Raw genomic sequence first — 19,608 nt, 5'->3', positions numbered from 1 at the left:
AATATGGAAATAGCAGAAACAAAAAAGCCGATGCTTAAAGGCATCGGCTTAAAAACAGTATATTGCTGCTTACAGTTTGAAGAATGACAGCTGCGCTTTTTGCTTCTCAGCGAGTTTTGATAGCTCTGTACTTGCCGAAGCACTTTGACTGATACCAGCTACATTCTGGTTAACCAGCTCAGACATGTTTACCACGTTACGATTAATATCTTGGGTCACCTGAGATTGCTCTTCCGCCGCAGTGGCCACTTGAGTATTGGTATCGTTGATGTTCATTACAGACTCGGTGATGCCAACTAGTGCCTCGTTCGCACGTTGGGCAAGCTCACTGTTTTTTGCGATCATTTCTAGGCTATCTTGCATCGAGTCGTTAGCAAGTACTGACTGTTTCTGCAGCTCTTCAATAATGGTTTGAATTTCCACCGTTGAATCTTGCGTACGTGCTGCCAACATACGAACTTCGTCTGCCACTACCGCAAAGCCACGACCGGACTCACCTGCACGAGCTGCCTCAATCGCCGCGTTAAGCGCCAACAGATTCGTTTGCTCTGACACGCCTTTAATTACCTCAATCACATCGTTAATCTGTTCAGATTGTTGTTTTAGGCTTGAAACCACTTGAGCTGCATCATTTAGAGCATTCGACATTTGAGCTGTCGCTTGACTGCTCTCTTCAAAGATAGACAAACCAGACTTGGCCAAAGCATCCGTTTCACGTGCAGTCGCATCCGCCATAGTTGCATTGTCACTTACGTTATTCGCTGTGCTCGCAAGTTCATTAACAGCAGAAGCCACTTGTTCGATTTCGGCTAGCTCTTTGTGAGCGTTACCTTCCGCTTGAAGCATCACCGCAGCCAACTCAGTGGAAGCAGATGCCACCTCTTCGCTAATACGATTCAGATGATCAACCGTTTGATTCAGACGCTCAGCCGTCACGTTCACATCTTTACCCAGTTGTGCAATCTCATTCTCACCATCACTAGGCGCTGTTACAGTTAGATCACCTTCTGACAGGCGAGCCATCACTGAACGCAGTGCAAAGATAGGGGCAACAATTTTTCCAGATATGAAGTAAGCAAACACTAGAGCTCCCGCAAGTACTGCAAAGATCGACAATATCGCTTTGTTTAGCACGGCATCCGCTTCATCGGCAGTATCTAGCATGGCTTGCTGGGCAAACTGATTGAGGTCTGTAGAGAACTTCTCAATTTGCTGAATAAGCACTTCACCAGCGCCTCGATAAGACGCATAGAACTGTTGGTATTCAGATTGCGACAGTTGGCCGTTATCATAAGCATTGAAAACGCCTGTAGAGCGCTTGGCTAACTCTATGTACTGATTGAATGCATTACCGATTGTCTGCGCATCACGGGCGAACGTTTCACGGCTCTTGATAACACTTAGTACGTTATTCACTTCTCGCTCAGCTTGAGCAACCTGATTGGCAAACACGTCACGTCTTTCCGCTTCAAAAATGGAATAAACCGCATTCACTCTCAACGGGTAGATTGTATTGGTTAAATCCGCAATCGAATCTTTGTAGAAAGTTAATGAGTCTGAGTTCGAAATCATCGTGGTTTGTTCTTCTTCAAGATTTCTTTGCGTTACCCACAAAGCGACAGCAAGAGCTAGGGTAATAAAGAGAACAGGAACGAGAATTTGTGCTCGAATAGAGAGGTTTTTGAAAGAAAGGGTCATGTGATTTCCCAATAAATGATTAACATCAGGTTTATGTAGCATTCTTGATACCGGCGCGAATACTAGACATAGATCACACTTTTGTCTACGAGAAATTAACCCAATTTCATAGTTTTTGTTATCTCGAGAACTTTGAATATTTATAAAGTCATTACATCTCAACCAAAAAGCAAAATTTAGGCAATTAAAAAGGAGAGCCGAAGCTCTCCTTTCTCTTAAACCTGAAACTGCTAATTAAAGAGCAGCTTTCGCTTTTTCAACTAGAACAGCAAATGCTGCTTTGTCGAATACTGCGATGTCAGCAAGAATCTTACGATCGATCTCGATAGATGCTTTCTTAAGACCGTTGATGAAACGGCTGTAAGATAGACCATTTTGACGAGATGCCGCGTTGATACGTGCAATCCATAGTTGACGGAATTGACGCTTCTTGTTACGACGGTCGCGGTAAGCGTATTGACCAGCTTTGGTAACTGCTTGGAAAGCTACGCGGTAAACACGTGAACGTGCACCGTAGTAACCTTTAGCTTGTTTTAGAACTTTCTTATGACGTGCACGAGCTTGTACACCACGTTTTACGCGAGGCATTATGCTTCTCCTAAACTAAACGATTATTAAACTAAAAAGAATTAAGCGTATGGCAACATACGAGCAACTGCTGCTACTTCACACTTAGGAAGTAGAGAGTTAGGACGTAGCTGACGCTTGTTCTTAGTAGTACGCTTAGTCAGGATGTGACGTTTACCAGCGTGCTTAAACTTAATACCACCAGCAGTTTTCTTGAAACGCTTAGCAGCACCTTTGTTGGATTTCATCTTAGGCATGATGAAGAACTCCGCATTGTTGAGTTGATTAAACAATAGTAATTAGGGCGAACAAAACCCCGCCGCTAGACCTTCGTGAGAAAGCACGGCAGGGTTTTCTTACTTGCAAAAGCCGTTAATTACTTCTTTTTAGGGGCTAACACCATGATCATCTGGCGGCCTTCGATTCGAGTCGGGAAAGATTCTACAACAGCTAAATCCACTGTATCTTCTTTCAGACGATTCAAAACGTCGACACCGATTTCTTGGTGTGCCATTTCGCGGCCACGGAAGCGAATTGTTACCTTCACTTTGTTGCCGTCTTCTAGGAAACGCGTCAGGTTGCGTAGTTTTACCTGATAGTCTCCAATATCAGTTCCAGGACGGAATTTTACTTCCTTAATCTGAATCTGTTTTTGCTTCTTCTTCTGCTCTTTAGCAGCTTTGCTCTTTTCAAAGAGGAACTTGCCATAGTCCATCACACGACAAACTGGTGGCTCGGCGTTAGGGCTGATCTCTACGAGATCCATACCAGCTTCTACAGCTGCTTCAAGTGCTTCGTTAATAGAAACGATGCCAACGGCTTCACCGTCCGCGCCTGTTAAGCGAACTTCACGAACGCCACGAATTTCACCGTTTAAACGGTGCTGGTTTTGTTTGGCCGGTTGTTGGCCACGTCTTCCGCCTTTAATAGCTTATTCCTCCAGATTGAGCTTACGGGTAAAGACTTCGTCTTGGATGTGTGCAATAAAGTCATCCACTTTAAATTTACCTAAGTCTTTACCTTTACGTGTACGTACTGCGATTTCGCCAGCTTCCATTTCTTGGTCGCCACAAACAAGCATATACGGAACACGCTTCAAAGTATGTTCGCGGATTTTAAAGCCAATCTTCTCATTTCTCAAGTCTGCTTTGGCTCTAATTCCACTTTTTTGCAGTTTTTGTACAACTTCTTGCACATACGCTGACTGTTTGTCAGTGATATTCATGATAACTGCTTGCTCCGGTGCCAACCAAGTTGGGAAGAAGCCAGCGTACTCTTCAATTAGAATACCAATGAAACGCTCTAGTGAACCTAGGATTGCGCGGTGAATCATAACAGGAACAAGACGCTCGTTGTTTTCACCAACATAAGTTGCACCTAGACGACCAGGTAGGTTGAAGTCTAGCTGAACCGTACCACATTGCCACGCACGATCTAAACAATCGTAAAGAGTGAACTCAATCTTAGGGCCGTAGAATGCGCCTTCGCCTTCTTGAATCTCGTACTCAATGTTCATTGATTCAAGAGACTGCTTGAGCGCTTCCTCAGATTGATCCCAGATTTCATCTGAACCAACACGCTTTTCAGGGCGAGTCGATAGTTTCACAACAATGTTATCAAAACCGAACGTTTGGTACGTGTCGTAAACCATCTTAATACAGTTAGTCACTTCCTCTTGGATTTGACTCTCAGTACAGAAAACGTGAGCATCATCTTGAGTGAAACCACGCACACGCATAATGCCGTGTAGCGCACCTGATGGTTCGTTACGGTGGCAAGAACCAAACTCCGCCATGCGAAGTGGTAGATCACGGTATGATTTCAGACCTTGGTTAAAGATCTGAACGTGACCTGGACAGTTCATTGGCTTGATCGCGTATTCACGAGCTTCTGATGACGTAGTGAACATCGCATCTGCGTATTTATCCCAGTGACCAGAGCGTTCCCAAAGAACACGGTCCATCATTAGAGGGCCTTTTACTTCTTGGTAGCCGTATTCATCAAGCTTTGAGCGGATGAATACTTCAAGATCACGGAAAATAGACCAACCGTTGTGATGCCAGAACACCATACCTGGTGCTTCTTGCTGCATGTGGAACAGGTCTAGCTGCTTACCAATTTTACGGTGGTCGCGTTTAGCCGCTTCTTCCAGACGTGTTAGGTGAGCTTTAAGTGCCTTCTTGTCATGGAATGCAGTACCATAGATACGCTGAAGCATCTTGTTGTCGCTATTACCGCGCCAGTATGCACCAGCAACGTTTAATAGCGTGAAGTGTTGGCAAAAGCCATATGTGGTACGTGAGGTCCACGACACATATCAATGTATTCTTCATGATGGTATAGGCCTGGACGATCATCTTTTGATACGTTTTCGTCTAGGATTTCCATCTTGTAAGTTTCACCGCGAGCTTCGAATGCATCGCGTGCTTCCTGCCAGCTAACTTTTTTCTTGATAACTTGGTACTTGGTTTTTGCCAGCTCTTTCATCCGCTTTTCGATCTTTTCAAGATCTTCTTGCGTTAGAGAGTGCTCCATGTCGATATCGTAGTAGAAACCGTTATCGATGGTTGGACCAATCGCCATCTTAGCTTCAGGGTAGAGCTGCTTGATCGCGTGACCTAAAAGGTGCGCACAAGAGTGACGAACGATTTCTAGACCATCAACTTCATCTTTTACGGTGATGATTTCAAGGCTTGCATCGTTTTCAATGAGATCGCATGCATCAACACGGTTGCCATCAACACGGCCTGCAATGGTTGCTTTCGCAAGACCAGGACCAATAGATTGAGCAACTTCTAGAGTTGAAACTGGGTTATCAAATTCGCGCTGACTGCCGTCAGGAAGAGTAATAATAGGCATTAGGTATCCTTTACAGTGGTGTTGCACACCAAGCAACACGTGTTCAGTTAGTGTTTGTAAACACATCTAAAATAAGTGATGAGCATCTCCAGAAATGCAAATACGAATGCATCGCTAAAAATGCGAGCGAGTATTGTAACCGAATCCAGACAAATAACAATGAATGTGACTAAGTTCAAGAGTTGTTCTTTTGCATTCACTTTGAAAGGGAGCGAAACAATTTGGGCTGAACATCAAGCTTTGTCAATCAGGTTGCTTTCCTGACAATAAATAAACAAAAGCCCTCACTGTGAGCACTACCATGACCTTTATTCGCTCAACTTTATTCACAAACTACGTCAAAGAACCAAAATGAACTACAAAGATCAGCTAAATCGTGTTTGCCAGAGCTTGTCGAACGCTGGCTTCCACAATATCAAAAGTAACCTATCGGAAGAGAAGCTGTTTATCGTGGCTGACCTTACCTATGTCAGACTGTCTATTGCATTTAATTACACACCTAAAAAGGTGGAATGTGATATTTTCCCGATATCCAATGGCGTGAAATTTTACAATGACATGCCTGCCATGTCCTTCAACGAAACCAATGAGATAGACCGAAAGCTCACAGGTGTATTAAGAATTGCGCGGACGCAAAATGACTATTTGGGGCTTCGACTGAACAAGGAAGCAGAAAGCAATACAATCGCAGGAAAGAAGAAGGTTAAGTCGACACGCAGCTACATCATCTATGACCAAGAAGAAATTCGCTATCACTAGTTTCTGAGCGCCCTAAAACAACAAAGCAACACGAGGAGTGTTGCTTGGCGGTTTAATTGGTTTTAAAAAGGGACCTCGATCTGCATCATTACATCACCTTCATATTTTTCATGCCATCGATAATCAAAACGCATTCTTGGTTCACCTGGCTTACGATCGCCAAAGCCAACACTAAACTGCAACCCATGACTTCGGATCCAGTCTTCGGTCGACATGGTTTTTGATTCTTCCAATAGATCTGATGGCATCCAAACGCCCACGCCAAAGTGGTTAGAAGAAAGACTCTGGCTGAGTAATGGATCCGAATCTAATCGAAAGGCCCAACTCTCCCAATAGCTTTCTGTCTCAAAGGACTTTTCTTTCTCTTGTATCGAGATAACCGTTTCACTTGCGTAGTTATAACTATCAAGCATCGATATGCAGACTCCGTAAGAAGGAGGCGCAAGATCGGAGCGAGGTTCATCCCCATAACTTTGCGTAAAAAGATCGCAAGCAAACGTTGGGAAAGCGCACATCCCAACCAACAACAAACGAAAATGCATACCGCGTACTGCAACCTCACAACATGCACAGAGTAAATGGGCGTGTGCCCTAATTAATAGTAATGATTACTCTGTAAAATTCGCGCAACCGAAGGCGTGGTTAACTCATCCACTGACGCCTCGTTGGCTAAACGATTTCGAATATCCGTACTTCGAATCGCCACTTTTTCTGGGCAAGCCATCACTGACCACTTGCTGAGTATTTCTTCTGCTTTATAAAATTTTGAAAAGTTGAAGAGATTATCAGGCCCTAATACAAACGTAATCTCTGATTGAGGAAAATCTTCACTCAACTGAGATAAAACGGCGAAAGTTGTGACACTTTGTCCAGGTTCCTCCAACCGCTCTTCTACTTTGGATCGTTCTACATTGTGCAACGCTAAATCTTGGATAAACGCATCGACTAACTCACACCGACTCGTATACTCGAGCATTTGCTTTCCCCAAGCATGCGATATGCTCGGCAAAAGTAGTACTTTGTCAAAATGGCCCAAAGATTCGATAACACTTTTGTGCCCCAAACTCGGCGGATTGAATGCACTCCCAAACACGGCTATTTTCACGCTTATCCCTACTTCGTCTTATTTCGGCGCTATCTTACACCTTACCAGCCCGCAATAATAACCAAATAATTTGTACAGTATGCAACCAACGATTCCCTCGAGAAACTCAATCTAAGTCAAATTTCGGTCAATTGTTTGGCACATCAACCCTTACGCGGATTTTGAAGTCAATAAACGATGGGGTTATGATACGGACATCAATCGATTTTTTATTTGCTTGCAGGAAGACAAACCATGGAACAGATCATTCGCGATGAGATGCGCGTACTCCCATCAATCGACCCACATTTTGAAATTGACCGTCGAGTGGAGTTCATTCAGCGCAAATTGCAAGAGTCTGGTTGTAAATCAGTTGTGCTTGGGATCAGCGGTGGCGTTGATTCAACAACCTGTGGCCGACTCGCTCAATTGGCCGTCGAAGGACTTAATACCCAGACCAACAGTAACGACTATCAATTCATTGCTGTGCGTCTTCCATACGGTGAGCAAAAAGACGAAGACGAAGCTCAACTGGCGTTGGGGTTCATCAAGCCAACGCATTCCGTTTCGGTTAACATTCAACAAGGCGTTGATGGTATTCACTCTGCCACTAACCTTGCCCTTGAAGGTACTGGCCTCATTCCTGAAGACCCAGCAAAAGTCGACTTTGTGAAAGGCAATGTGAAAGCACGTGCCCGCATGGTCGCTCAGTATGAGATTGCTGGTTACGTTGGTGGTTTAGTTCTTGGAACCGATCATTCAGCGGAAAACATTACTGGTTTTTACACTAAGTTCGGTGACGGTGCTTGCGATTTGGCTCCGCTATTTGGCCTAAGCAAACGCCAAGTACGTGAAATCGCAGCGACACTTGGCGCGCCAGAACTGCTGGTTAAGAAAGTGCCAACAGCCGATCTTGAAGAGCTTGATCCTCAAAAAGCCGACGAAGATGCACTAAACCTAAGCTATGACCAAATTGATGATTTCTTGGAAGGTAAACCTGTCCCTGAGTTTGTATCTGAAAGGTTGATTGGTATCTATAAAGCCACGCAACACAAACGTCAGCCAATTCCGACGATATACGATTAATAAAAGTCGAATCGTGAACAATCAAAAAGGGAGCACTTCGCTCCCTTTTTTATTCGCATTTATTCAGTCAACGCTAAACACGTTCTTCCATGCCAATGTTGTTATTCGCCCACAATAAAGCCTGAAGTCGGTTCTTCGCGTTTATCTTCTTAAAGATATTGTGTAGATGCGTTTTCACTGTGTTCTCGCTAACAAACAGCTCTTCTGCGATTTGGATATTTGACGCACCATGTCCGAGTAAGTGAATGATCTCTTTTTCTCGCTTAGTCAGGCTAGTGTATGTCTTAGAGGTTGTCACACTATTAGAACAACGGAAGTGCTGTATGTAATCTTGTGCCAGTTTACGAGATAGCCACATTTCGTCTTGCATGACTTTTTTCATTCCTTTAAGTAACAGCTCTAGATCATCGTTTACATAGAACACCGCAACAAGACCGCGCCACTTAAACAGGTGTGAAGATCCCAAGTCTTTTGGACAGTTAATCACTATCTCTTTCACGTTATGTTTGCAGGCGCTGCGCACTTGTGTGTAATGCTCAAACTTCTCTTGGTCTAGATAAGCGTAATCAACCAAGATTATTTCATTAAGTAACAGCGTCGGGTTGAAGCTGTTAACTAGTTGAGAAAATGGAACAATGTTCAATGACACGTTCAAGTTTGCTTCTATCGATTGCTTAAAAAGATTCGCCTGCATGCTATGGTCAGATAACAGTGTGATCTGTTTGGTGTCTGTCTCACTCATTTCCTTTGCCCCTCTCGCCGATATTCATCCGCCAACAAACATTCAGCAAATCTATAGAACTATTTTTTCGTGTCAATGGCTACTTTTTGCGCGATAGAACAAAAGTTGCATAACCGTATGTTTCCCATAGAATAATTATCATTCTCTCAGTTTTGAGAGAATACTCAATTAAATGCATTAGAGGCAATAATAAGAAAAATCTAGTACTTTAGATTTAAGCTCTAATACAAAAAGTTAGGCTCAAAAAAAGGACGGTAAGCACCGTCCTCCTTTTTGGGCCAGAGTGACTGATTAGCGTCTGCGGCTAAAGAATAGTCCCAAGCCAGCAAGTACCCACAATGGTAAACTGCCACCACTGTCACCTGAGTTAGAGCTGGAATCAGTATTTCCCGTATCTACTAATGATGCTAAGTATTCTTCTCGTCTAGCATCAGTCGCTGTGTAGCTCGCAGTTTCACTTCCCGCAATTACACTGTCGATCCACGTTCGATAATCATAAATTTCTGTAAAGACTGATGTAATCGCTCCTGTCCCACAACTAGTTGGACCGAAGCTAGTAATGCCGACTTGTACCCAATCGTTAGCACCACGCTGCCAATAGACTGGCCCGCCAGAGTCACCTTGACAAGTGCTGTTACTCAATTGAGAGCTCACGTTAAATGCACCGCTAAAACATAAAATGACTGTCTTGTATATCAGTATTGAATACTGAATCACAAGTCGCATTTGTTTCATAAGTCAATGTGGTTTCTAGTAATGCTCCAATCGGGTTGGTGGTATCTGTTGTTCTTCCATGCCCAAGAGCTTTAAACGTGTTCGGACCTCGATAACTTTCATCTGCAGGTCGTTGGATACCATCAGTATTGGGGTCAATATTATACGGAGAAGCCAATTTAATGATTGCGATATCATTCAACAAAGTCGCATGATTGTAGTCCGGATGAAAGTAAAACGTCTCCGCCATAACTTTTTGGATATTACCGTTCGGAAAATCACCTTCATCAGAGAGCTGAGGGACAATCGACGTAAAGAGCACTGTATCTTCATCGATTGTGTTCCCGTTATCGTTATAAAAACAATGCGCCGCTGTCAAAATATGCTGCTCATCCAATAGCGTTCCACCACAAAAACTTCCGCTACCATACACTCCATCGTAATCGATACGGTCATAGAACAAAGTCGCTATTGAAGGAAATTCTGTCACCGATGCACTCGAGCCATTAACAATATAAGGGCTGACCTCAACATCCGACGCAGATACACTCAAACTCATTGGAAAAGTAGCAAGTATTGAAACCGTCAGTAGAGAACTTTTATTCATAGAAATATCCTTTCACTAGAACTTCGAACCATCGCAACGTGAGTCACATAAAAAAAGCCTTCTAAATAGAAGGCTTTAATCATTTACATTGATACTTGGTAGTATAGTTTATCCACGGTGATATCGCTGTGGAACGAAAGGCATTTTTTCTATGGTCATCGCTAATTTTTTTCCTCGAACGAGGGCATAGACCTCTTCACCGATTACATTTAGGTCTGCTCGAATGTAACCCATTGAAACTGGTTTGCCTGCTGTTGGGCCAGCTGTACCGCTTGTTACAACGCCAATCTTGTTGTCGTCTGTATCAAACAACTCTGTACCTTCGCGCACTGGTGCTTTAGTTTGCCCAACTAATCCAACACGTTTACGTGATACGTCTTTCAACTCAATCTGTTTAAGAATGATATCGGCACCTGGGAACCCACCCTCACGCTCGCCACCAATACGACGAATTTTCTGAATGCCCCAAAGAAGGCTGGCTTCCACAGGGGTAGTTGTCGTATCTAGTCATGACCATACAAACATAGGCCACACTCTAGGCGTAGAGAGTCGCGAGCACCTAAACCAATCCACTCTACTTCATCAAAGCCTGTAAGCTTTTTCGCAAGCGCTTCAGCACTTTCGTTTGGTACTGAGATTTCAAATCCATCTTCGCCGGTGTAGCCGCTGCGACTTACAATGCAGTTAACGCCATCGATATCTAGCGTTTGCACATCCATAAACACCATATCCGCAACTTTAGGTTGGATTTGTGCTAGCACTTCTGCTGCTTTTGGCCCCTGTAATGCAAGCAAAGCGCGATCGTCGATCACCTCAAGCTCAACGCCTTCAGGTAAATGTGCTTCAAGATGATTAATGTCTTGCTCTTTACAAGCCGCATTGACCACTACAAATAGATGGTCGCCAAGATTAGCCACCATCAAGTCATCCATAATGCCGCCTTCATCGTTAGTAAAGAAGGCATAACGCTGATTGCCTGAAGGCAGGTCAATGATGTCGACAGGAACCAGTGATTCAAGAAACGCAGCCGCACCCTCACCATGTAAACGCAATTGGCCCATGTGCGATACATCAAACAAACCTGCGGCGTCGCGGGTATGAATGTGCTCTTTTTTAACACCAAGCGGATATTGCACAGGCATTTCGTAGCCCGCAAATGGAACCATCTTCGCTCCTACTTCTTTATGTAAATCATAAAGTGGCGTCTTTAGTAAATCCTGAGTCGCTGCATCTTGTGTCATTGTGTTCTCCATTCACCAAACCCTACTACATAGGATGGTATTGATTGTGATTTTTGCCTGCTTACCGTTTTTTCCTGTTTAACAGTGGAAGCAAACTAAACAGTCCGGAAATTATGTTTCGTATAGTAAACAAGGATTGGACTAAAATTCACCATTAACAACTTTTAAACAAGCAAAAATGTGACATTTAACACCCTTGTCACATAACCAATCCTAGCAAACAAGCTAGACAGCACAATAAACAGCCCTATTTCGACCACAAAAAAAGCACACATCTGCCTACGCAAACGTGTGCTTTCACTATAGGAAACTTAATAGAATTGAGTTATTTAGCGGTCACCCACAAAATATGAGCGTCTTCTTCACTGACTGAAACGAGCATATGCCCCATATTCGCGTCATAATAAACGCTGTCCCCTTCCGACAAAATCACCGGTTCGTAGAATTCAGAAAAGAATCGAACTTCACCAGAAAGAATAAGTAGAAACTCTTCGCCATCATGCCTAACCCAGTCGCTGTACTCTTCGAAACTTCGAGCGCGGATACGACTCTTAAAAGGCATCATCTTTTTGTTCGATAACTGAGTCGCAAGCAACTCGTGTTCGTAGGTTGGCGTTGGGTGAGGTTTACCTTGCCCAGCAATCGAGATGTCTCGCCGACCTGTTGCAACTTTTTTTTCTTGGTGGTTCAAAGAGTTGAGGCATATCTATCTGAAGGCCAAGCGCCAACTTTTGCATCGCTTGAAACGTTGGTGAGATCTGTTCGTTCTCTATTTTACTCAACGTTGAACGAGCCAGCCCAGTTCGTTGGCTTGCCTCTTCTAAAGTAATTCCGAGTTTTGCTCGAATTTCTTTAATTCTTTGGCCTAACTTTAGGGGCTCTATATTTTGGTCGCCGGCCTCTTTGGCTAGCGTCAACGATGGGTACTCATCATAGATATCTTCAGACATACCTGTCCCTCAATTAGTACTGCTTCCTATATGAAACATCATTGTTGCACGAAGCCACTAATTGATTAAAGAGGACAAGCGCAAATAAACCGTGCTCCACGTAACAAATTTAGAAACTATGTTTCCTATTGGAAATTTTTGATTGAATGTTTGTTGCGCAAGGGGTATGTTATCGACTTGTTAGATGAAGAGATGCTATTTCTGGTCTTGCTTAAAGTCGAATTTAACAAATAAGCCGACCATTTTGCCCACATTTTTAGGGACTAATTCGCGCTGTACCGCCCTACATTTTATAAGGTGCAGAAGTATTAATTAAGCCAAGTGAGTAATGACAATAGAGATAAAACTCGCTGGCAGTATGGAAGGTCATCTACCATGAACAATGCATACCAAAAACAAGGTCTTGAAAACTTTTTCACCACCAGCCTAGCCGCTACCGACGATGCCATTTTTGCCGGCATCCAAGCTGAAAACGGTCGCCAGAATGAGCAGATTGAGCTCATCGCCTCTGAAAACATCGTATCTAAAGCCGTCATGCAAGCGCAGGGCACCTGCCTGACCAATAAGTATGCTGAAGGCTACCCAGGCCGCCGCTACTACGGTGGTTGCGAACATGTAGATACCGTTGAAGCGATTGCTATCGAGCGCGCAAAAATGCTTTTCAAATGCCAATACGCAAACGTTCAACCACACTCTGGCGCTCAAGCCAATGGTGCAGTCAAACTCGCTCTACTTCAGCCTGGTGACACAATCTTAGGCATGTCACTTGATGCTGGCGGTCACTTAACGCACGGTGCTCGCCCTGCGCTTTCAGGCAAATGGTTCAACGCAATTCAGTATGGCGTTGACCGTGAAACATTAGAAATCAACTACGAAGACGTTCGTGCACTCGCGCTAGAACACAAACCGAAAATGATCATTGCCGGTGGTAGCGCGATTCCACGTACTATCGATTTTGCTAAATTCCGTGAAATTGCAGATGAAGTCGATGCGCTATTGATGGTTGATATGGCGCACATTGCAGGCCTTATCGCAACAGGGGCTCACCCGAGCCCAATTCCTCATGCTCACGTTGTGACGACGACAACGCACAAAACACTTCGTGGCCCACGCGGCGGCATGATCCTGACCAACGACGAAGCGATCAACAAGAAAATCAACTCAGCCGTTTTCCCAGGCCTGCAAGGTGGCCCACTTATGCATGTCATCGCGGCGAAAGCAGTGGCATTTGGTGAAGCATTAGGCCCTGAATTCAACACATACATCGATAACGTCATTCAGAATGCGAAAGTACTGGCTGAAGTACTTCAAACGCGCGGATGCGACATCGTAACTGGCGGCACTGACACGCATTTGATGTTGGTTGACCTGCGCCCTAAAGGATTAAAAGGCAACAAGGCAGAAGAAGCACTTGAACGTGCAGGTATCACCTGCAACAAAAATGGCATCCCGTTTGACACAGAAAAGCCTATGATTACATCGGGTATCCGTTTAGGAACCCCTGCTGGAACCACACGTGGTTTTGGCCAAGAAGAATTCAAACTCATTGGTGAGTGGATTGGTGATGTTCTAGACGGGTTAGTAGAAAACCCTGAAGGCAACCCAGAAGTTGAGCAACGCGTTCGCAAACAAGTGAAAGAACTGTGTGCTCGCTACCCACTTTACCGATAAACAATTTTATATTTAGGACACGTCCTTACAGTTATTTGGAGAATAAGCAATGGATAACACACTGAAGTTTGCAGATAGCCACGAGTGGGTAAAAGACAACGGTGACGGTACAGTAACAATCGGTATTTCTGAGCACGCTCAGCAAATGTTAGGCGATGTAGTTTTCGTTGACCTACCAGAGGTTGAAGACGAAATCGAAGCTGGTGAAAGCTTCTCATTGGTTGAATCTGTAAAAGCCGCTTCAGATATCTATGCACCAATAACCGGCGAAATCTTGGAGATCAACGAAGAGCTAGAAGATAGCCCAGAGCTGATCAACGAAGAGCCGTATGAAGGTGGTTGGATTGTTAAAGTAAAAATGTCTGATGCAGACGAGCTTAACAACCTGAAAGACGCCGAGGAATACCTAAACTCGATCGAAGACGAGTAAGCAGTAAAAGTTAAGCTGCTCAGTGAAAGCTGAGCAGCTTTTTTATAAGGACGCTTATTACTTTTCGTTGCCAAGCCCTTGCTCAACAAGGCATTACTCACCTGATATAGCAACGAACAAGAAAATGATGAAGGCCTTATTGAGAAGGTAAAGGAACCATGACTGATAAATTAAACAGCCCACTACTAAACGAACTGAGCACGCAAAATGAATTTGTTGCGCGCCACAATGGCCCGAATAAAGCCGACCAACAAAAAATGCTCGCTGCAATCAATGCCAGCAGCTTGGAAAGCTTGATTGACGAAACCGTGCCATCCCAAATTCGTTTAGAGCAACCTCTTAGCTTAGATGCGCCGAAAAGCGAAGCGGACATGCTAGAGGCAATGAAAGTGTTTGCTCAGCAGAACAAAGTTAACCGAACATTCATTGGTCAGGGTTACTACAATACTTTCACGCCAAACGTCATCCTACGTAACGTACTTGAAAACCCAGGTTGGTACACCGCATACACGCCTTATCAACCAGAGATTTCACAAGGTCGCCTAGAATCACTGCTGAATTTCCAACAGATGGTCATGGACCTAACAGGTATGGAGATCGCTAACGCTTCTCTACTAGACGAAGCGACTGCTGCTGCTGAAGCGATGACCCTATGTAAGCGCGCCGGTAAGAGCAAGAGTAAAGTCTTCTTTGTAGCAGACGATGTTCACCCTCAAACCATTGAAGTGGTAAAAACTCGTGCGAAATACATCGGTTTTGATGTTGTGATTGATGCGCTTGAAACTCTACCTGAACACGACGTGTTTGGCGCATTGCTTCAATACCCAGGCACAACCGGTGAAGTTCGCGATCTGACAGATATCATCGCCAAAGCACAAGCAAACAAAACATTGGTTTCGGTTGCTACAGATCTACTTGCGAGCGCACTACTTAAGCCTGCAGGTGAAATGGGCGCAGATGTTGTTATCGGTAGCGCGCAGCGTTTCGGTGTACCTATGGGTTACGGCGGTCCGCACGCAGCCTTCATGGCAACGCGCGACAAACACAAGCGTACTATGCCAGGCCGTGTCATCGGTGTATCTATTGATACCAACGGCAACCAAGCACTTCGCATGGCAATGCAAACTCGTGAGCAGCACATTCGCCGCGAGAAAGCGACATCAAACATCTGTACTGCTCAGGCACTGCTTGCCAACATGGCATCGTTCTACGCGGTATACCATGGTGCAGAAGGCCTTCGCACTATCGCTCGCCGCACGCACCACATGACAGCCATCCTAGCGGCTGGTCTAACTAAAACTGGCTTCGAATTGGCACATAATAGCTTCTTCGACACCATCACTCTGAACACGGGTGCAAACACGCAAGCGATATACGACAAAGCGCAAGCCGCAGAGCTAAACCTGCGTAAACTGCCTGAACAACTTGGCATCAGCTTGGACGAGACCACCACAACAGAAGATATCCAAGCGCTATTTGCAATCTTTGATGTAAATGAGAACGTTGCCGATCTATCTGTGGAAATCGCGGGTAATGAGTTCGCCGCTATTCCAGAGGCGCTGCGTCGTACAACGTCTTACCTAACGCACCCAGTATTCAATACGCATCACAGCGAAACACAAATGATGCGCTACCTAAAACAGCTTGAGAACAAAGACTTCTCGCTAACTCACGGTATGATCCCACTGGGCAGCTGTACCATGAAGCTCAATGCAGCGGCAGAAATGATCCCAGTGACATGGCCAGAGTTTGGCGCAATTCACCCATTCGCACCATTAGATCAAGCCGCAGGTTACACCGCATTAGCGAAAGACCTAAAAGAGAAACTGTGTGAAATCACGGGTTACGATGATTTCTCTCTACAACCTAACTCAGGGGCTTCTGGTGAATACGCAGGTTTGATTGCGATTCAACGCTACCATGAGAGCCGCGGCGAAGGTCACCGTAACGTATGTTTGATTCCAAGCTCAGCGCACGGTACTAACCCTGCAACGGCTTCAATGGTTTCAATGAAAGTGGTTGTGGTGAAATGTGACGAAGACGGCAACATCGACATCGCAGACCTAGGAGCGAAAATCGACAAGCATCGCGACAACCTATCAAGCATCATGATCACTTACCCGTCAACGCACGGCGTGTATGAAGAGCAAGTGAAAGAAGTGTGTGAAATGGTTCATGAAGCTGGCGGTCAGGTTTACCTAGACGGCGCTAACATGAACGCACAGGTTGGTCTAACATCACCAGCCTAATCGGCTCAGATGTATCACACCTAAACCTGCACAAAACATTCTGTATCCCACACGGTGGTGGCGGTCCGGGTATGGGCCCAATTGGTGTGAAATCTCACCTAGCGCCTTTCCTACCGGGTCACATTGAAAATGGCGTTGAAGGTTCAGATTGCGCGGTTGCCGCTGCAGACCTTGGCAGTGCGTCAATCCTACCTATCTCTTGGGCTTACATTGCCATGATGGGTGAAGCTGGCCTAACAGAAGCGACTAAAGTTGCGATTTTAAACGCCAACTACGTGATGGAAAAACTACGTCCTCACTACCCTGTTCTTTACCGTGGCAGCAACGGCCGCGTTGCACACGAATGTATTATCGATATTCGCCCGCTGAAAGAAGAGACGGGTATCAGTGAAGAAGACATTGCAAAACGTCTAATGGACTACGGTTTCCACGCGCCAACGATGTCGTTCCCGGTTGCAGGTACACTAATGGTTGAGCCAACAGAGTCGGAAGACTTGGAAGAGCTAGACCGTTTCTGTGAAGCAATGATCGCTATACGTGAAGAGATGACGAAAGTGAAAGAGGGTGTTTGGCCACTAGATAATAACCCGCTAGTAAACGCACCTCACACTCAAGTTGATATGACAAACGAAGAGTGGGATCGCCCATATTCACGTGAACTTGGTAGCTTCCCATCTGCGCACCAAAGAACGTGGAAGTACTGGCCAACAGTTAACCGTGTCGACAACGTATACGGCGACCGTAACCTTATCTGTTCTTGCCCAAGCATCGACAACTACGAAGACTAATTGTTTTTCTATCAAATAGACAAAGGCGAACCATTGGGTTCGCCTTTTTTTGTTTGCCCTGATATTCCTATTTCCCGTATGACAAGAAGTAAGTTCAATAATGAATACCGTTCACTTCTTGTCACATTAGTAATAGGTTAGATTACATCTCATCACTTAAACTTACGGTTTATTGCTCCAAACGACCTCGAACCAACCTACAATGACGTGTGAATACTATGACTGAATTTGAAAAGATGTTAGCAGGGCTTGATTTCGACGGTGCCGATCAAGGCATCAACGATATTCGCGATAATGCGTCTATTACCCTCCAGACCCTCAACCAAACGATCGATTCCACCGAGCGAAACGAGCTTCTTTTCCAGCTCATGGGCGAGATGCATGCTTCGAGTATCGTCCGATCGCCCTTTCATTGCGAGTTCGGCAAGACTATTTTCATCGGCAAAGAGACATTCATCAACATGAACGTGACCATGCTAGATGGGGCAAAGATCAGCATTGGCAGTAACGTTTTGATTGGTCCTAATACCCAGTTCTATACGGCTAGCCATTCCCTTGATTACCGTTCTCGACGCAGATGGGAGACGTTTTGTAAACCCATTACGGTAGAAGATGATGTGTGGATTGGCGGGAATGTGGTGATAAACCAAGGGGTGACGATTGGCGCTCGTTCTGTGATTGCGGCCAACTCAGTTGTTAACTCAGACGTGCCACCAGATAGTCTATATGGCGGTACGCCAGCAAAATTAATTAGGCACATTACCGAAAACAATTAAGGTAGCCCAAATAGCATGACGTAATACTCAAAGGCGAACCCTAGGATTCGCCTTTTACATTAATCTGAATAACGACGTTATTCACTAACCGCTTGATGCTGAACAATATCAATATTGATTCCTGACGGGTCTTGCACCATGAAATGAACTTGCCCCCACACTTCTTCTTTTAAAGGCATAGAGACTTTTAGGCCAAGCTCTTGCGCGTGAGAATAGGCTCGAGTGGCATCCGCGACTATGGCGATGGTAACTACGGTTGTTGTGTCACTATTTGTACACCCCTGAAATAATACCTATCTCAAACATGAGCTATGCAGCATTTTTGTCATAAGTGGCGCGTGCTTTGTTAATTTTGTCTTGGTGCGTCTCGGCCCATAGTACCAACTGATACAGTGGCTTCACGAGATCCTTACCCATATCTGTTAGTTCATATTCAACACGAACTGGCACTTCAGGATAAACCGTGCGATTCACATAACCATCTCGCTCCAGATCGCGAACTGTTTGAGTGAGCATTCGTTGAGAAATCCCCTCGATTCTGCCTTTTAACGCATTAAAACGCTCTGGCCCATCAACTAATGCAAAAAGAATTAACAGTGACCATTTATCACCAATCTGCGCCACTACATTGCGTACTGGGCACTCTTCTGTGTTGAAAAATATACGTTTTTCTTGTTTTTCTAGATCAGCCATAAGCTGTTACTCACTTCAAATTGCTCTCAACAGTTACCAAAATGTGCCTACCCGACTTTTTGGTGCCTTCTTGTAACCTTGGTTACTAATAATTACTATGGTAATTATTGAGTACTAAAGACCAATAATATACAGGAGTTCCCTATGTTTAAAGTACTATTATCAACCGCTCTACTATTGACCAGCACTCTTGTTGCAGCGCAAGCTAAGAACCCGATCGTTATTGATCTTCCATCGCTACAAAAACCAAGCTGGACAGAACAAGAAGCGCAAAACGCAGAAATCATCACTGACTTTGTTCAGCACTTAATGAACAATCATGACTTCGACTATATCCTCAAGCACTACAACGACAGTGCCTATACTCAGCACAACCGCAATCTACCAGACAAAGTCACAGGCCTTGTTGGTTTCCTTGAAGAGTTTGTAGAGGAGTACCCAGATTACACTTACGACGTGAAACATGTTTATGTGGATGGCGACTATGTGATCTTCCATTCTCACGCCACGCTGAACCTTGAAGATCGAGGTAATGATGAGAAAGGTTTGAACATCATTGATAAATGGCGCCTAGAAGATGGCAGAATTGTTGAGCACTGGGACTCTATTCAAGCGCTCGATTTCTCAATGCGCATGTACTCCCTCATCAGTGGCGGTGATATTGCCAATGACAATGGTGTCTTTTGATTTGAGT

Annotated in this window: 17 protein-coding genes and 4 pseudogenes; 7 read left to right on the top strand and 14 right to left on the bottom strand. The window is 44.7% G+C overall.

Annotation, left to right across the window (positions count from 1 at the left end; translation table 11 throughout):
* Positions 1–69 precede the first annotated feature (69 nt).
* The 5 genes and pseudogenes from UA76_RS19960 to thrS form a co-directional block, all read right to left on the bottom strand.
* On the bottom strand, positions 70–1,698 hold the full coding sequence (locus tag UA76_RS19960) for a methyl-accepting chemotaxis protein (RefSeq protein WP_047049655.1): 1,629 nt from the start codon (positions 1,696–1,698) through the stop codon (positions 70–72).
* Between the two features lie 234 nt (positions 1,699–1,932).
* Positions 1,933–2,286 carry a 50S ribosomal protein L20 gene (rplT, locus tag UA76_RS19955; RefSeq protein ID WP_004401084.1) on the bottom strand — a complete coding sequence of 118 codons (354 nt, stop codon included), beginning with the start codon at positions 2,284–2,286 and terminating at the stop codon, positions 1,933–1,935.
* Positions 2,287–2,327: 41 nt separating this feature from the next.
* Positions 2,328–2,522, bottom strand: coding sequence for a 50S ribosomal protein L35 (gene rpmI / locus UA76_RS19950; protein ID WP_047049664.1), 195 nt, complete (start codon positions 2,520–2,522; stop codon positions 2,328–2,330).
* Between the two features lie 119 nt (positions 2,523–2,641).
* The gene (gene infC / locus UA76_RS19945; protein WP_075202610.1) at positions 2,642–3,193 is read right to left on the bottom strand and encodes a translation initiation factor IF-3; all 552 of its coding nucleotides are present in this window, start codon (positions 3,191–3,193) and stop codon (positions 2,642–2,644) included.
* Positions 3,194–3,196: 3 nt separating this feature from the next.
* Positions 3,197–5,124, bottom strand: a pseudogene (gene thrS, locus UA76_RS19940) (threonine--tRNA ligase).
* 351 nt (positions 5,125–5,475) lie between these two features.
* On the opposite strand from thrS, the gene UA76_RS19935 reads away from it, so the two are divergent.
* The gene (locus tag UA76_RS19935) at positions 5,476–5,883 is read left to right on the top strand and encodes a hypothetical protein (protein WP_047049653.1); all 408 of its coding nucleotides are present in this window, start codon (positions 5,476–5,478) and stop codon (positions 5,881–5,883) included.
* 62 nt (positions 5,884–5,945) lie between these two features.
* Here the strand turns inward: UA76_RS19935 and UA76_RS19930 are convergent, their stop codons facing one another.
* Positions 5,946–6,296, bottom strand: a complete 351-nt coding sequence (locus UA76_RS19930) for a hypothetical protein (RefSeq protein WP_420340932.1) — start codon at positions 6,294–6,296, stop codon at positions 5,946–5,948.
* Positions 6,297–6,478: 182 nt separating this feature from the next.
* The gene (locus UA76_RS19925; protein WP_047049652.1) at positions 6,479–6,988 is read right to left on the bottom strand and encodes a nicotinate-nicotinamide nucleotide adenylyltransferase; all 510 of its coding nucleotides are present in this window, start codon (positions 6,986–6,988) and stop codon (positions 6,479–6,481) included.
* Positions 6,989–7,222: 234 nt separating this feature from the next.
* On the opposite strand from UA76_RS19925, the gene nadE reads away from it, so the two are divergent.
* The gene (gene nadE, locus UA76_RS19920; protein ID WP_047049651.1) at positions 7,223–8,053 is read left to right on the top strand and encodes an ammonia-dependent NAD(+) synthetase; all 831 of its coding nucleotides are present in this window, start codon (positions 7,223–7,225) and stop codon (positions 8,051–8,053) included.
* Positions 8,054–8,126: 73 nt separating this feature from the next.
* Here the strand turns inward: nadE and UA76_RS19915 are convergent, their stop codons facing one another.
* The 5 genes and pseudogenes from UA76_RS19915 to UA76_RS19900 form a co-directional block, all read right to left on the bottom strand.
* Entirely contained in the window at positions 8,127–8,795 is a 669-nt protein-coding gene (locus tag UA76_RS19915) for a LuxR C-terminal-related transcriptional regulator (protein ID WP_047049650.1), read from the bottom strand.
* A 291-nt stretch (positions 8,796–9,086) separates the two neighbouring features.
* Positions 9,087–9,449 (bottom strand): trypsin-like serine protease, encoded by a 363-nt coding sequence (locus UA76_RS25310; protein ID WP_162198968.1) that lies wholly within the window; start codon positions 9,447–9,449, stop codon positions 9,087–9,089.
* Between the two features lie 13 nt (positions 9,450–9,462).
* The gene (locus UA76_RS25305) at positions 9,463–10,116 is read right to left on the bottom strand and encodes a S1 family peptidase (RefSeq protein ID WP_157617690.1); all 654 of its coding nucleotides are present in this window, start codon (positions 10,114–10,116) and stop codon (positions 9,463–9,465) included.
* 108 nt (positions 10,117–10,224) lie between these two features.
* Positions 10,225–11,357 (bottom strand): annotated as a pseudogene (gene gcvT / locus UA76_RS19905) (glycine cleavage system aminomethyltransferase GcvT).
* A gap of 325 nt (positions 11,358–11,682) precedes the next feature.
* Positions 11,683–12,307, bottom strand: a pseudogene (locus tag UA76_RS19900) (helix-turn-helix domain-containing protein).
* A gap of 375 nt (positions 12,308–12,682) precedes the next feature.
* Here UA76_RS19900 and UA76_RS19895 point away from each other — a divergent pair.
* The 4 genes and pseudogenes from UA76_RS19895 to UA76_RS19880 all read left to right on the top strand — a co-directional run bounded on the left by UA76_RS19895 (position 12,683) and on the right by UA76_RS19880 (position 18,221).
* Positions 12,683–13,978, top strand: a complete 1,296-nt coding sequence (locus UA76_RS19895; protein ID WP_047049649.1) for a serine hydroxymethyltransferase — start codon at positions 12,683–12,685, stop codon at positions 13,976–13,978.
* A gap of 49 nt (positions 13,979–14,027) precedes the next feature.
* Positions 14,028–14,408 carry a glycine cleavage system protein GcvH gene (gene gcvH, locus UA76_RS19890; RefSeq protein ID WP_047049648.1) on the top strand — a complete coding sequence of 127 codons (381 nt, stop codon included), beginning with the start codon at positions 14,028–14,030 and terminating at the stop codon, positions 14,406–14,408.
* A gap of 158 nt (positions 14,409–14,566) precedes the next feature.
* Positions 14,567–17,445, top strand: a pseudogene (gcvP, locus tag UA76_RS19885) (aminomethyl-transferring glycine dehydrogenase).
* A 218-nt stretch (positions 17,446–17,663) separates the two neighbouring features.
* Positions 17,664–18,221, top strand: coding sequence for a sugar O-acetyltransferase (locus tag UA76_RS19880; protein WP_047049647.1), 558 nt, complete (start codon positions 17,664–17,666; stop codon positions 18,219–18,221).
* 77 nt (positions 18,222–18,298) lie between these two features.
* Here UA76_RS19880 and UA76_RS25300 read toward each other — a convergent pair whose 3' ends face one another.
* Together UA76_RS25300 and UA76_RS19870 are read right to left on the bottom strand one after the other, a co-directional pair.
* Positions 18,299–18,460 (bottom strand): VOC family protein, encoded by a 162-nt coding sequence (locus UA76_RS25300; protein WP_272946041.1) that lies wholly within the window; start codon positions 18,458–18,460, stop codon positions 18,299–18,301.
* A gap of 70 nt (positions 18,461–18,530) precedes the next feature.
* A complete protein-coding gene (locus UA76_RS19870) occupies positions 18,531–18,914 on the bottom strand; it encodes a winged helix-turn-helix transcriptional regulator (RefSeq protein WP_047049646.1) in 384 nt (127 codons plus the stop codon).
* 144 nt (positions 18,915–19,058) lie between these two features.
* On the opposite strand from UA76_RS19870, the gene UA76_RS19865 reads away from it, so the two are divergent.
* Complete coding sequence (locus tag UA76_RS19865) at positions 19,059–19,601, top strand: nuclear transport factor 2 family protein (RefSeq protein ID WP_047049645.1); 543 nt, start codon at positions 19,059–19,061, stop codon at positions 19,599–19,601.
* Positions 19,602–19,608 lie beyond the last annotated feature (7 nt).

This window comes from Vibrio mexicanus (genome assembly GCF_001012815.1).
In the GTDB taxonomy this organism is placed as follows: Bacteria; Pseudomonadota; Gammaproteobacteria; order Enterobacterales; family Vibrionaceae; genus Vibrio; species Vibrio mexicanus.
This window is presented reverse-complemented; position numbering and strand designations above follow the sequence as displayed.